The sequence below is a fragment of the Streptococcus sp. SR1 genome, assembly GCF_000526075.1.
Lineage (GTDB): Bacteria > Bacillota > Bacilli > Lactobacillales > Streptococcaceae > Streptococcus > Streptococcus halitosis.
This window is the reverse complement of sequence record NZ_JATR01000002.1, coordinates 124,355-136,997: the sequence shown is the minus strand read 5'-3', so window position 1 is coordinate 136,997 and position 12,643 is coordinate 124,355. Positions and strand designations below refer to the sequence as shown.

The 12,643-nt window shown below is 42.5% G+C and carries 13 protein-coding genes; 1 reads left to right on the top strand and 12 read right to left on the bottom strand.

The window, feature by feature from the left end; genetic code table 11:
- Positions 1 to 114: 114 nt before the first annotated feature.
- Entirely contained in the window at positions 115 to 1,197 is a 1,083-nt protein-coding gene (locus HMPREF1518_RS00765) for a M24 family metallopeptidase (protein ID WP_033583498.1), read from the top strand.
- Between the two features lie 40 nt (positions 1,198 to 1,237).
- Here the strand turns inward: HMPREF1518_RS00765 and HMPREF1518_RS00760 are convergent, their stop codons facing one another.
- The 12 genes from HMPREF1518_RS00760 to metA form a co-directional block, all read right to left on the bottom strand.
- Positions 1,238 to 1,699: an ECF transporter S component gene (locus tag HMPREF1518_RS00760; RefSeq protein ID WP_033583497.1), complete on the bottom strand. Its 462-nt coding sequence runs from the start codon at positions 1,697 to 1,699 to the stop codon at positions 1,238 to 1,240.
- Positions 1,677 to 2,450, bottom strand: a complete 774-nt coding sequence (locus HMPREF1518_RS00755; RefSeq protein ID WP_033583496.1) for a bifunctional hydroxymethylpyrimidine kinase/phosphomethylpyrimidine kinase — start codon at positions 2,448 to 2,450, stop codon at positions 1,677 to 1,679. Before HMPREF1518_RS00755 ends, HMPREF1518_RS00760 begins: the two co-directional genes overlap by 23 nt.
- Positions 2,440 to 3,189, bottom strand: a complete 750-nt coding sequence (gene truA / locus HMPREF1518_RS00750; RefSeq protein WP_033583495.1) for a tRNA pseudouridine(38-40) synthase TruA — start codon at positions 3,187 to 3,189, stop codon at positions 2,440 to 2,442. Before truA ends, HMPREF1518_RS00755 begins: the two co-directional genes overlap by 11 nt.
- A gap of 99 nt (positions 3,190 to 3,288) precedes the next feature.
- Positions 3,289 to 4,440, bottom strand: a complete 1,152-nt coding sequence (locus HMPREF1518_RS00745) for an MFS transporter (protein WP_033583493.1) — start codon at positions 4,438 to 4,440, stop codon at positions 3,289 to 3,291.
- Between the two features lie 112 nt (positions 4,441 to 4,552).
- Positions 4,553 to 5,176, bottom strand: coding sequence for a Pr6Pr family membrane protein (locus HMPREF1518_RS00740; protein WP_033583492.1), 624 nt, complete (start codon positions 5,174 to 5,176; stop codon positions 4,553 to 4,555).
- A gap of 2 nt (positions 5,177 to 5,178) precedes the next feature.
- Positions 5,179 to 5,517 (bottom strand): zinc ribbon domain-containing protein YjdM, encoded by a 339-nt coding sequence (locus tag HMPREF1518_RS00735; protein WP_001061598.1) that lies wholly within the window; start codon positions 5,515 to 5,517, stop codon positions 5,179 to 5,181.
- A gap of 211 nt (positions 5,518 to 5,728) precedes the next feature.
- On the bottom strand, positions 5,729 to 6,247 hold the full coding sequence (locus HMPREF1518_RS00730) for a Dps family protein (protein WP_033583491.1): 519 nt from the start codon (positions 6,245 to 6,247) through the stop codon (positions 5,729 to 5,731).
- A 149-nt stretch (positions 6,248 to 6,396) separates the two neighbouring features.
- Entirely contained in the window at positions 6,397 to 8,178 is a 1,782-nt protein-coding gene (locus HMPREF1518_RS00725) for an ABC transporter ATP-binding protein (protein ID WP_033583490.1), read from the bottom strand.
- Positions 8,179 to 8,186: 8 nt separating this feature from the next.
- Positions 8,187 to 9,923 (bottom strand): ABC transporter ATP-binding protein, encoded by a 1,737-nt coding sequence (locus tag HMPREF1518_RS00720; RefSeq protein ID WP_000965828.1) that lies wholly within the window; start codon positions 9,921 to 9,923, stop codon positions 8,187 to 8,189.
- A gap of 179 nt (positions 9,924 to 10,102) precedes the next feature.
- The gene (gene tpiA / locus HMPREF1518_RS00715) at positions 10,103 to 10,861 is read right to left on the bottom strand and encodes a triose-phosphate isomerase (protein ID WP_000087900.1); all 759 of its coding nucleotides are present in this window, start codon (positions 10,859 to 10,861) and stop codon (positions 10,103 to 10,105) included.
- A gap of 95 nt (positions 10,862 to 10,956) precedes the next feature.
- A complete protein-coding gene (locus HMPREF1518_RS00710) occupies positions 10,957 to 11,634 on the bottom strand; it encodes a DnaD domain-containing protein (RefSeq protein WP_033583489.1) in 678 nt (225 codons plus the stop codon).
- Between the two features lie 8 nt (positions 11,635 to 11,642).
- Complete coding sequence (gene metA, locus HMPREF1518_RS00705; RefSeq protein WP_033583487.1) at positions 11,643 to 12,587, bottom strand: homoserine O-acetyltransferase MetA; 945 nt, start codon at positions 12,585 to 12,587, stop codon at positions 11,643 to 11,645.
- Between the last annotated feature and the right edge of the window lie 56 nt (positions 12,588 to 12,643).

Sequence of the window (12,643 nt, the reverse complement as noted above, 5' to 3'; positions counted from 1 at the left end):
AGATCAAAGAACTCCGCTATCTTGTCGGAGTTCTTTTTGCCTGCCCTTTTACCCTTCTCCCTTGCATTTTCTCTCTTTTTTTGCCAAAATAGAGGGGTAGAAAGAAGGTAGCATATGTCTAAATTACAACAAATCCTAACATATCTTGAATCAGAAAAACTAGACGTCGCTGTCGTATCTGACCCCGTCACTATCAATTACCTCACTGGCTTTTACAGTGATCCCCATGAACGCCAAATGTTCCTCTTTGTTCTAGCGGATCAGGAACCTCTCCTCTTTGTCCCAGCTCTTGAAGTGGAGCGTGCAAGTAGCACTGTGTCCTTCCCAGTTGTGGACTATGTGGATTCTGAAAATCCATGGCAAAAAATCAAAAATGCCTTGCCACAGCACGACTTCAAACGTGTCGCTGTTGAGTTTGATAATCTCATCTTGACCAAATACCATGGTTTGAAAACAGTTTTTGAAACTGCTGAGTTTGAAAACCTCACTCCTCGCATCCAACGCATGCGCCTCATCAAATCAGCCGATGAAGTCCAAAAAATGATGGTTGCAGGTCTCTATGCTGATAAAGCTGTAAAAGTTGGTTTTGACAATATCTCTCTTGATAAAACAGAGACAGATATCATCGCCCAAATCGACTTCGCCTTAAAGCGTGAAGGCTATGAAATGAGTTTTGATACCATGGTCTTGACTGGTGATAATGCTGCAAATCCACACGGAATTCCCGGTGCAAACAAGGTCGAAAAAGACGCCCTTCTCCTCTTTGACCTGGGTGTTATGGTCAATGGCTACGCATCAGATATGACTCGTACAGTCGCTGTCGGCAAACCAGACCAATTCAAAAAAGATATCTACAACTTGACTCTTGAAGCCCAACAAGCTGCCCTTGACTTTATCAAACCTGGTGTGACTGCACATGAAGTGGACCGCGCTGCCCGTGAAGTCATCGAAAAAGCTGGTTACGGTGAGTACTTCAACCACCGTCTCGGTCACGGTATCGGTATGGATGTCCACGAATTCCCATCTATCATGGAAGGAAACGACATGGTCATCGAAGAAGGCATGTGCTTCTCTGTTGAACCTGGTATCTATATCCCTGGTAAAGTCGGCGTTCGTATCGAAGACTGCGGTGTTGTAACCAAGGATGGATTTGACCTCTTTACCAGCACCAGCAAAGACTTGCTTTATTTTGATTAAACCTAGACAAGCAAAAAGTCAGCTTCAATAGCTGACTTTTTTATTTTATCTTCTTGACGCTCTGAAAGACTACAAATCCCACAACCATCCCCAAGGTATTTTGTAGGAAGTTTGGAAGGATTTCTGGCAAGGCTGCTGACCAGCCATTCATTAGGGTAGAACCTAAGGCGTAGCCACTTACCATGACGATTGTAGCCAAGACAAGTCCTAGCCATTGCCATTTCCCTTTAAAACCTGCAAAAAATCCTTGCAAGCCATGGTTTACCAAGCTAAAGAACATCCACTGTGGAAAGCCTGATAAAAGGTCAATTAGGAATCCTGCTAGTCCTCCAACGACGGCCCCTTCTTTACTGCCAAAGTAAAAGGCAGTAAAGAAAATACCTGCATCCAAGAGAGTCAATATTCCTGTTGGCGTTCCAATTTTCAAGTAATAACCTAGAACTACTGAAAGAGCGGTTAGAAGGGATACAAGTGCGATTTTAGTTGTTTTGGTTTGCTTCATATTGTCTTACTCCATATTGATCTGCTTGTGCAATAGCACGGTAAACGAAAGCTTTCGAGCTCTCTACTGCTGGTAAAAGTTCATCCCCTTTAACCAAGTGACTGGCGATGCTTGAGGCAAAGGTACAACCTGCACCAGCATTTTGGCCTTGAATGACTGGGTTTTCTAGAACAGTGAAAGTTTGTCCATCATAAAAGACATCCACTGCCTTGTCCTGACTGAGGCGATTGCCTCCCTTGATAATGACTGCTGGCGCTCCTAAATCATGCAATTTCTGCGCTGCAGCTTTCATATCTTCCAATGTTTTGATCTCTTGACCCGCTAACAATTCTGCTTCAGGAAGATTTGGCGTAATCACACTGACATGAGGGAAAAAACGAATCAACTCTTGGCAGAGCTCACTAACAGCCACGTCGTGCGTTTCCTTGCAGACCAAGACGGGGTCCAGTACCACAGGCACTCCAGGACGTTGCTTGATAAAGTCCAAGGCCTTCTCAGCCACGCTGACAGTAGGAAGAAGGCCAATCTTAATCCCCGCAAACTCGACATCACGCAAGCTATTCAACTCATGTTGGAAAATAGTATCATCTGTTGGAAAGACCTCAAAGCCCTTTTCGGTCAAGGCCGTCAAACAAGTGACAGCTACAAAGCCATGCAAGCTGTTTAAGGTATAGGTGGCCAAATCAGCTGACAAACCACCACCACTAAAAATATCATTCCCAGAAAGGGCTAAAATACGATTATTCTTCATAACGAATCTCCTTTAAATACAAGCCATTCGGTGCAGCCGTGGGACCTGCAAGTTGCCTGTCCCTCTTCTCCAAAATCAAGTCAATCTGCTCAACTGGCATTCGATCATTTCCGATTTTGAGCAGTGTCCCCACCATATTGCGAATCTGCTTATACAAGAAACCATTTCCCGAAAAGCTAAAGGTCAAAAACTGCCCTGTCTCATCAACTGTTAGACTTGCTTCTGTGATGGTCCGAACCTTGTCCTCTACACTAGTCCCAGATGCTGTAAAACCGGTAAAATCGTGGGTTCCTTCTAATTTCTTGACAGCCTCCTGCATCCGCTCCACATCGAGCGGATAAGGAAAGTGAGTGGCATAGTGACGGCGCATGGGATTTTTAGGACGCCCCCTATCCACGATAAACTCATATGTCTTGCTATGTTTTGCATAACGGCAATGAAAATCATCCGCCACAAGATCAATTGAAATCACATCGATATCTTCTGGTGACTGGGTATCCAGAGCAAAACGGAGTTTTTCCTCATCCATCTGATAGGGCAGATCAAAATGAATAACCTGTCCCAGAGCATGGACCCCACTATCCGTCCTACCAGCACCATGAACAGCGATGGCTTGCCCCTTATTCAATCTAGTCAACGTTTTTTCAATTTCTTCCTGAACGCTCCGCGCATGAGGCTGGCGCTGAAAACCAGCAAAGGCATAACCGTCATAGGAAATGATTGCTTTATATCTTGTCATAACTTCTATTTTATCAGGAAATAAAAGTGTAAACAAGTTTAAAAAACAATAATTGTCTGGGTACAAAATTCCCAGAAAGAAAAACTTAGGAAATTAATCCTAAGCTCTCTTTTGAAGTGCGTACATAACAAAGATAGAAGTGACAATCAACCAACATCCTAAAATGGTGAAGACCAACATACCGTTTTGAGTCACCAAGCCAATCGCCCCAAGAATAAACGGTGTCGTAAAGGCTCCAAAGCTACATCCTAGCACTGCAAAAGATGTTGCCTGATTAAGGAGCTTGGCTGGGATCCTTTCGGAAAGAAGCTGAAAGACAGTGGTCAAGGCCACACTGTAAGAAAAACCTGCCACAACACTTCCAACTACCATCACACCCAATGACGGAGACAAGGCAATCACAATCTGCCCCAATCCAAAGGTGATACCTGACCAAAGGAGCAACCTTTCTTTAAACAGAGAGATAAAGAAAGAAAAACTCACACCTGCCAAGATACCAATCAACTGCATGATACTTAAAACCAAGCTCGATAACTGGGCATCCCCTAGACCTCTTTCCACCATCAGACTAGGAATACGAATGGTGATAGCTGTGTTGGTGCAGACAACAACTGCTGCTTCGACAGCCAATAGAAAAATTAATCCTTTCATCTTTCCTGTCAAACGAGTCGTTTCGGTCTCTTTTTTCTTTGTTTCTTTCTTTTCTTTCCCATAAGGGACAAAGAGCAGATAAAGGATCAATACTAAAAATCCCGCACTGTAGGCCAAGAAGGTCACTGTCCATCCCAAGGATAAGAGTTGACCGACCACTAGAGTCAAAATCGATGCCCCGACAACTTCTGCTGATCCGCGAAGACCCAACATCTGGATCCGTGTCTTTCCATGATAGCGTTCACTGATGATGGAAATGGCCTTGGCATTGATCATCCCAACACCCAAGCCAAATAAAATCCGCATCGCAAAGACAAAGTTGTACTCCTGATACCAGAAAGGGGCTGTCCCCCCGATAGAAAGGATGAGAAGACCTAGACTAATCTGAAATCGCTCAGGAAATAACCGCTCCAAAAACCCATTTAAAACCAGCATAATCATAATTCCAAAAGAAGGAAGACTGACCAGGAGCTCGATTTGTTCTTTGGGATAGCCTTGATAGTAGTCAAACATGGCTGGCAGAGCACTTGAGATGGAGAAGGAGGTAATCAAAACGAGGGAGAGGGCCAAAATACTAGCCCGTTCTAAATATTGTTTCATGAATTTTCTTTCTATATATTTCTCACTGTTTATCCTTTTAAAAGGAAGATGGCAAGAAAAGAAGGAGCCCGATTGAACTAGAGACTCCGTCCTAACTTTCCTAATAGGAAGACTATTTTCGCTTGATTTGCTTGATCAGATAGAAGATGAAGCCTGCAACCATATACGCCGCAAAAATGATCAAACACCATTTGATAACCACGTCCCAACCCTTGTTCACATTTAAAAAGAAATAAGGGAAGGGATTGTCCTTGGAATTCGGAATATTGAGTTTTAAGACCAAGCCATTAAACAAGGCAAAAATCATATAAACCAAGGGCAAGATGGTCCACAAGACTGGATCCCAGATCTTGTATTGACCCCGTTCGTCAAAGAAGAGGGTGTCGGCTAAAAACCAGAGTGGAACGATATAGTGGCAAAGGAAATTTTCCACTCGGTAAAAGTCTGTCGCAATCGGTGCAAGCATAAAATGGTAAATCACACAGGTAATCATGATACTCATGGTAACACCACCCTTGAGACGAAGCAAGGTCGGACTTTGCCAACTTTCACCTGAACGGCTCATCACACGGAGCAGATAACCCGTGAAAATCGTTACCAAAAGATTGGACAACACTGTATAGTAAAGGAGCATACCAAAGCCACCGTGCTTGGTAATCTCCAAATAAACTCCTGTAAATGCCGCTAAGAACAAGAGCACACGACTATAAAAGATAAATTTGTAGTTCAGTTTCATGGCTAGATTTTCTTAACAAATTCTGACTTGAGTTTCATAGCTCCAAAACCATCAATCTTACAGTCGATGTTGTGGTCACCTTCTACAATACGGATATTTTTAACGCGAGTTCCTTGTTTCAAATCCTTTGGCGCACCTTTTACTTTCAAGTCCTTGATTAAGGTTACAGTATCGCCGTCAGCCAATTTATTTCCATTGGCATCAATAGCAACAACACCTTCTTCTACTTCTGCAACTTCAGCAGGATTCCACTCATAGGCACACTCTGGGCAGACCAAGAGATTTCCATCTTCGTAGACATATTCTGAATTACATTTTGGGCAATTTGGTAAATTGTTCATGGGTTCTCCTTATAACATTTCACTATTTTTTGACAATCAAAATTTCTCGAACAGCAACTATTATACCGTAAAATCCTACTTTTGACAATGTGTCCTAAGTCCAGCAAACAAAAAAAATCATGCAACTTTTTACAGTTACATGACTTTTAAAAGATGATTGGTCATGGGCACTTATCAAGCACCTCATGATAAAAGGGGTAGCAACTATATCTTACAAACCAGGAGCTTGTCCAAGTTCTGCTGCAAGCATCCAAACGGTTTTCTCAAGTTCAGCCTTAGCACCAACAAAGATATCATTTGTAACATCGTCGCCTTCTTCATCAGTCACATCCAAAGCTTTTTGGAAAAGAGCGATGAGATAGTGATAAATCGCTAGAACACGTTCCAAGCTTTCTTCAACGTTACGGAATTCTCCTTCTTCTTCTTCGATTTCACTGTGTTGAAGGAACTCTGTCAAAGTTGAGTAAGGTTTGCCACCAAGGGTGATCAAACGTTCGCTGATTTCGTCAAGATAGCCATCAAGGCTGTCCATGTATTCATCCATTTTTGGATGCCATACGAGGAAACCACGACCACGCATATACCAGTGAACTTGGTGAAGGGCAATGTGAGCCACATACAAGTCTGCTACTGCTTGGTTCAATACTTCCTTTGTTTTTGCCAATGCTACTGGCGCTGTTTTAGATAATGTTGTAACGTCTTTTACTGCTTCTTTTTTCAATTCAACCATATTTCTTACCTCTTTCATTTTTTTGTAACCATCTTATTAGTGGTTACAATATAAGTATACTACTACCAGAAAACGATAGCAAGGAAAGTGTACTATCTGAGAAAAGTTGTAATAGACTGATAATTTAAGAATAGTCTGGACAGTTTTGATTAGCCGACTTGCTCGGATTTACTTGAAAATTGACTTTGATATAGGTCATAATAAAAACCTTTTGCTTGGAGCAAGCTTTCATGATTTCCCTGTTCAATAATCTGTCCATCCTTAAGAACGAGAATCTTATCCGCTTCTTGAATGGTAGAGAGACGGTGGGCGATGACAAAGCTGGTTCTTCCCTTCATCAAGCGTTTCATAGCTTTTTGAATCAAGAGTTCCAAACGGGTGTCAACAGAGGAAGTCGCTTCATCCAGAATGAGAATTTTAGGATTGGCTAGGAGAGCACGCGCGATGGTCAAGAGTTGTTTTTGCCCAAGGGAAATATTACTTGACTCTTGGTTCATCTCCATGTTGTAACCACCAGGAAGAGTTCGGATAAAATGGTCTACATTTGCTGCTTTGGCAGCTTCTATTATTTCCTCGTCACTGGCGTCAAGATTTCCAAAACGTAGGTTTTCTTTGATCGTACCTTCATAAAGCCAAGCATCCTGTAAGACCATCCCAAACTGACGGCGGTAGTCTTGACGTGACAACCGACGAATATCCTGCCCGTCAACCAAGATTGCGCCTGCTTTGACATCGTAAAAGCGCATAAGCAGATTGATCAAGGTCGTCTTACCAGCTCCAGTAGGACCAACAATCGCTACCATCTCTCCCGGTTGAACTTCTAGATTAAAGTCTCGAATCAATGGTTTGTTTTCGACATACTGGAAATCAACCTGCTGGAAGGTTACCTGACCCGTTAAAGGGTCAAGGATTTCGAGTTCCTCTCCCTTAACTTCCTCCGTCTCATCTAAGATATCGAAGATACGATCGAGCGAAGACTTGGCACTTTGCATTTGACCCGCAAGTTGTGTGATATTTTGGATAGGCTGGCTGACCTGCCAGACATACTGAACAAAAGCCTGCATATTCCCCACTGTCAAACGACCCGCAATCACTTGCAAACCACCAAGAACCGCAACGATCAGATAGGTCAAATCCGATACAGCATGGAGGGCTGGCATCATGAGCCCAGAGATAAAACTGGCTTTAAAGCCAACACGTTGGAGGTCATCTGTAATCTTAGAAAATTCTTTATGAGAAGTTTCCTCACGACCATAGAGTTTCAAAACATTAAAACCTGTGAGATTTTCCTGCACATAGCCGTTCATCCGACCTAAAATAGCTGCCTGCTCTTTAAAATAAGGCTGAGAACGTTTCAGGATACTTCTGGCACCGAAATAGGTCACTGGAATGGATAGAATCACCACTATAGCCAGTTGGAAGTTCAAGTATAAAACCATTCCCATAACGAGGACAATCGTCAGAACGGCATTGACAATTTGGAGGAAAGACTGTTGAAGAGTGTTGGACACTGTCTCAACGTCACTGGTAAAGCGCCCCAACAAATCACCAAATTGGTGTTTGTCAAAGAAAGATACTGGGATACGATTGATTTTCTCGGTCATTTCATTTCGCAGATCTTGGGTCATGGACTGGACCGCATTGGTCATGAAATAGTTGGAATAATAAGACCCAAGTTCATACAAGAGACCTCTAAAGAGGTAAATGATTAAAACAGTTCCGATGTAGCCAGTATTGATACGAGCACCTGCAAGACCATTAGCCATATCTAAGAGATTCTTTGTCAACTCCGTAATGGCTAGCCCCAATACAAAAGGCTCCAAGACACTCATGACTACGCTTAAAACTTTTAGAAAGACTGCAAAAAAGACAGAAAAACGGTAGGCTTTCAAATAGCTCCACAAACGAGCCAAACTAGATTGTGTTTTCATATTTCCTCCTATTCTTCTGTTAGAGATGCATTTTTCAACTGCGACTCAGCAATCTCACGATAGATATCATTGGTTTCCATTAATTCCTCATGGCGACCGCGACCCACGATCTCTCCCTTATCCAGAACGATGATCTGGTCCGCATCCATAATGGTTCCGACACGTTGAGCAACAATTAAAACTGTAGCATTTTGAGTAACTTCCTTGAGACGACGGCGTAAAATAGCATCCGTACGATAATCCAAGGCTGAGAAGGAATCGTCAAAAATATAGATATCAGGATTCTTTATAACCGCTCTGGCAATTGAAAGACGTTGTTTCTGTCCTCCAGAAAGATTGCTTCCACCTTCAGCTAGATGGGTCGCAAAGCCTTCTTCTCGGCTTTCGATAAAATCTTTGGCTTGCGCCACATCCGCTGCCTGATGTAGGTCTTTGTGACTAGCATCTTCCTTCCCATAGCGGATATTTTCAGCGATAGTTCCTGTAAAAAGCAAGGCCTTCTGCGGGATAAAACCAATCTTTTGACGGAGAGACTTGAGGCGGTAATCTCTCACATCGACACCATCAACCTTGATTTTTCCAAGTGTGACATCGTAAAAACGTGGAATCAATTGCACAAGAGAGGACTTGCCCGATCCGGTCGATCCGATAAAGGCAATGGTTTCACCTGGTTTAGCACTGAAAGAAATATTGTGCAAAACAGGATTTTCCGTCTCACCAGGATAGGCAAAGGTGACATTTTCAAATTCCAAATAGCCGTGGGTTGCTGTCTCTCTGACGCCTCCTTCATTTGGATCAATAGAAATCGGCATATCCATGACTTCTTTCAACCGTTCACTCGAAACGGCTGTACGAGGATACATGGTGAAGAGATTGGATAGGAAAAGGAAGGACAAGAGAGCGTGGAAACTATATTCGATAAAGGCAACCAGGTCCCCAATTTGTAAGTTCCCTTGTTTGATAGGATCCAGAGCAAACCAGACAATAGCTACTATCATAGCAATGATAATCTGAACAAACAAAGGTTCCGTCAAACCAGTTAGTTTAAACAGACGATTGGAATTGGCTGCATAGACTGCATTTTGTCCTGCAAAGCGTTCCTCTTGAAACTCCTCACGGGCAAAGGCACGAATGACACGGAGTCCCATCAGATTTTCCCTGGCATATTGGTTTATCTTATCTAAGGTAGCCTGCTGTTTCTCTGATAATGGTCGAGTCTTGACCGCTACATAAATGACCACCACAGCCAAGAAAGGTACTGCAAAGGCCACTATCCAGGCTAATGACGGACTGGTTAGGAAGATCATTAAGATACTAGACAGCATCATCATGGGAGTGATGACACCCAGTTTTAAGGTCTGTTCTGCAAATTGCATGAGAACAAAGGCATCACTGGTAATACGAGTAACCAGTGAAGACACTCCAATCTTTTCATATTCATGATGAGAATACTCTTGTAATTTGGCATAGAGATCATCTCTCATATCCTTGACCATATTGGTCGTCAGCTTACTAGCAGCATAAGCCAAGACTATACGCCCCAAGGTTCCACATAGGATAATCACTAGCATAATTGCAGCCCAAACATACAATTGCTGTTCATTTCCTTTATTCACACCTTCATCAATCATCCGAGCCAGAACAGTTGGCAGTCCAAGATTGACGACAACAAAGAAAACCGCTCCAAAGAAATCCAAGAATAACCACTTGGGATATTTTTTCAAATAAGACCAAATATAGAGCATAACTCCCCCTTTCATAACTTTTTGATATAGAAAAGAGCGCGCATCTGCACGCCTTTCTTTCCCTAAGGAACTTTCCTAGTCTAGAAAAATCCCTCTTTCACAAGAATGCTCCAAGTAAAAATAAGACAGGCAGTCAAAGTCACTTAGTACTTTTAACTGTCTGTCTGGAATGAGCTAGATTATTTTACAAAATCAAGCAATGCCAAGAAGCTTTCAGCTTCAAGTGACGCACCACCAACAAGGGCACCGTCAACGTCTGGGCAAGCCATGTATGAAGCAACGTTTTCAGGTTTAACAGAACCACCGTATTGAACACGAACTTTGTCAGCAACTTCTTGACCGAAGTCGGCTGCTACAACGTCACGAACAACTTTACACATTTTTTGTGCATCGTCTTGTGAAGCTGATTTACCAGTACCGATAGCCCAGATTGGCTCATAAGCGATAACCGTTGAAGCAACTTGTTCAGCTGTCAATCCAGCCAATGCAGCAGATACTTGAGCACCTACGAATTCAGCAGCTTTACCAGCTTCGTAAGTTTCAAGTGACTCACCACAACAAATGATTGGAAGCATACCGTTTGCAAAGATTGCTTTTGCTTTTTTATTGATATCTTCGTCAGTTTCATGGAAGTAGTCACGACGTTCTGAGTGACCGATCACAACGTAGTCTGTACCGATTTCTTTCAAAACTTGTGGGCTAGTTTCACCAGTGAATGCACCTGCATTTTCAAAGTAGCAGTTTTGAGCAGCAACTTTAAGGTTTGAACCTTTAGCAGCAGCAAGAACAGCCGTCAAATCAACTGCAGGAGCTGCGATACCTGCTTCAACAAGGTCTGATGAAGGAAGTTTTGATGCAACGGCTTCAACGAATGCTTTTGCTTCTTCTGGATTTTTGTTCATTTTCCAGTTACCAGCGATAAATGGTTTACGTGACATTTCACATACCTCTTTTTCATTTTATTCACTATTATTCTATCATATTTATAAGGTGCTTGCAAACCTTACTCTAATTTTCAAGAATTTTCAAGCGACTAATCTTGCCACAAATTCATGGCATCGAGGAAATCAGCCGAAGCCTGAACTTGTTTGGGATTGTTCGCTTCTCGCTCTGCTCGTTTGGCCTCCACCTGGGCCACAGACTGAATGCCTTCATGGCGCCAGTTTCGTAGGATTGCCTGAATGTACTTCCAGTTTGGTTTGCCATTAAAAACCGCCTCTCGGAGAGCTTCCTTGATCAAATCCGCCTTGATTCCATCTTCTTTGACAGTCTTAGAAAGATCTTCGATTTCAAATGGTGTTAACAAGCGACCCAATTCCTGCTGAAAAGTTTCAACCAGATCCTTCAATTGATTTTTGGGGTTTGGGGCAGTTGTAGCTGGAGTTTGGGTATCCAACAAGCTATCTAAGCGTTCAAAAGCCAGACTAGCATCAAAAATGAGCTCAATTTCCCCATTTAGTTCAATGGTCCGATATTGCAGCAAACCATTTTCAGTCAAATTCGAAATAGATTGGTTGACATCTGCCACCTCTTTCCCAATGATTTCAGCTATTTGGCTAGGCGAAACATCTCCTAAGGCTGTGGTATTTTGTAAATAGAAAAATTGCCAGACGAGAAAATCTTCGCTGGAAGGAAAGAGTTCCTTAAAATGCAAGAGCAGGGCACTTGGCAAAACCAAGTTCCCTGATTTAAAAGCGTCAAAATATGTCATAATTCCTCTTATAGATATCCAAATGCAGCCGCATCATCCTCTACCTTTCTCCAGTCAAAAGGGGTTTCTTGATAAACTGCATAGTTTACCCAATTGCTGAAAAAGAGGGCAGCTGATGAAGACCAACAGAGACAAGGTGTCTCATTTACATCATCATTTTTAAAGTAGTTCTCTGGTATATGAGGGTCGAGTCCCGCCTCATAATCACGAAAATACTCTCTTGCCAAAGTGTCACGATCGTACTCCAAATGACCAAAACTATAAATTTCACGCAAATCTCGACTAGCTAGGATAGAAACCCCAACCTCAGGACCTTCTGACAGAATCTCCAGATTGGTCTTGTTTAAGATTTCTTCTTTTAAAATCTCAGTATGACGAGAATGAGGAGCTACATAGCGATCATCAAAACCTCTAAAAAGAAGGTGCCCCTCTTTTAAGGTATCCTGTGGGTAAATACCTGATAGTTTCCGATCCATCTGGTGCTTTTCAACGCCATAGCGAACATAAAGACCTGCTTGCGCTCCCCAACAGATATGCAGGGTTGAAAAGACATGCGTCTTGGACCATTCGATAACCTGCTTGAATTCCTCCCAGTAATCTACCTCCTCAAAAGGCAAATGCTCCACTGGTGCTCCTGTGATAATCATTCCATCAAAAAAGTCATCCTTGACCTCTGGAAAGGTCTTATAGAAGGTTTCCATATGTTCGGCACGAGTTGTCTTGGAATGATGCGTTTCCATATATAAGAAATCAATATCTAATTGCAACGGTGTATTAGCCAAGTGCCGCAAGAGTTGCGTTTCTGTTACCATCTTTTGGGGCATGAGATTTAAAATCAAAATCTTCAAGGGGCGAATATCCTGATGAGCGGCCCGTTGGTCGTCCATAACAAAGATATTTTCTGTCCTTAAAATCTCCACAGCTGGTAATTTTTTATCAAGTCGAATCGGCATAATACCCTCCTAACAGTTCTCTATTTCGGGAATGATCTTGTCTGTTTGAAAGCAAA

Bases quoted from the DNA above. Each gene is read 5' to 3' on its own strand.
- HMPREF1518_RS00755 (WP_033583496.1), bottom strand. From the start codon at position 2,450: ATGAAGAATAATCGTATTTTAGCCCTTTCTGGGAATGATATTTTTAGT.
- truA (WP_033583495.1), bottom strand. From the start codon at position 3,189: ATGACAAGATATAAAGCAATCATTTCCTATGACGGTTATGCCTTTGCT.
- tpiA (WP_000087900.1), bottom strand. From the start codon at position 10,861: ATGTCACGTAAACCATTTATCGCTGGTAACTGGAAAATGAACAAAAAT.
- HMPREF1518_RS00735 (WP_001061598.1), bottom strand. From the start codon at position 5,517: ATGAACAATTTACCAAATTGCCCAAAATGTAATTCAGAATATGTCTAC.
- HMPREF1518_RS00740 (WP_033583492.1), bottom strand. From the start codon at position 5,176: ATGAAACTGAACTACAAATTTATCTTTTATAGTCGTGTGCTCTTGTTC.
- HMPREF1518_RS00765 (WP_033583498.1), top strand. From the start codon at position 115: ATGTCTAAATTACAACAAATCCTAACATATCTTGAATCAGAAAAACTA.
- HMPREF1518_RS00720 (WP_000965828.1), bottom strand. From the start codon at position 9,923: ATGCTCTATATTTGGTCTTATTTGAAAAAATATCCCAAGTGGTTATTC.
- HMPREF1518_RS00730 (WP_033583491.1), bottom strand. From the start codon at position 6,247: ATGGTTGAATTGAAAAAAGAAGCAGTAAAAGACGTTACAACATTATCT.
- HMPREF1518_RS00710 (WP_033583489.1), bottom strand. From the start codon at position 11,634: ATGACATATTTTGACGCTTTTAAATCAGGGAACTTGGTTTTGCCAAGT.
- HMPREF1518_RS00725 (WP_033583490.1), bottom strand. From the start codon at position 8,178: ATGAAAACACAATCTAGTTTGGCTCGTTTGTGGAGCTATTTGAAAGCC.
- HMPREF1518_RS00745 (WP_033583493.1), bottom strand. From the start codon at position 4,440: ATGAAACAATATTTAGAACGGGCTAGTATTTTGGCCCTCTCCCTCGTT.
- HMPREF1518_RS00760 (WP_033583497.1), bottom strand. From the start codon at position 1,699: ATGAAGCAAACCAAAACAACTAAAATCGCACTTGTATCCCTTCTAACC.
- metA (WP_033583487.1), bottom strand. From the start codon at position 12,587: ATGCCGATTCGACTTGATAAAAAATTACCAGCTGTGGAGATTTTAAGG.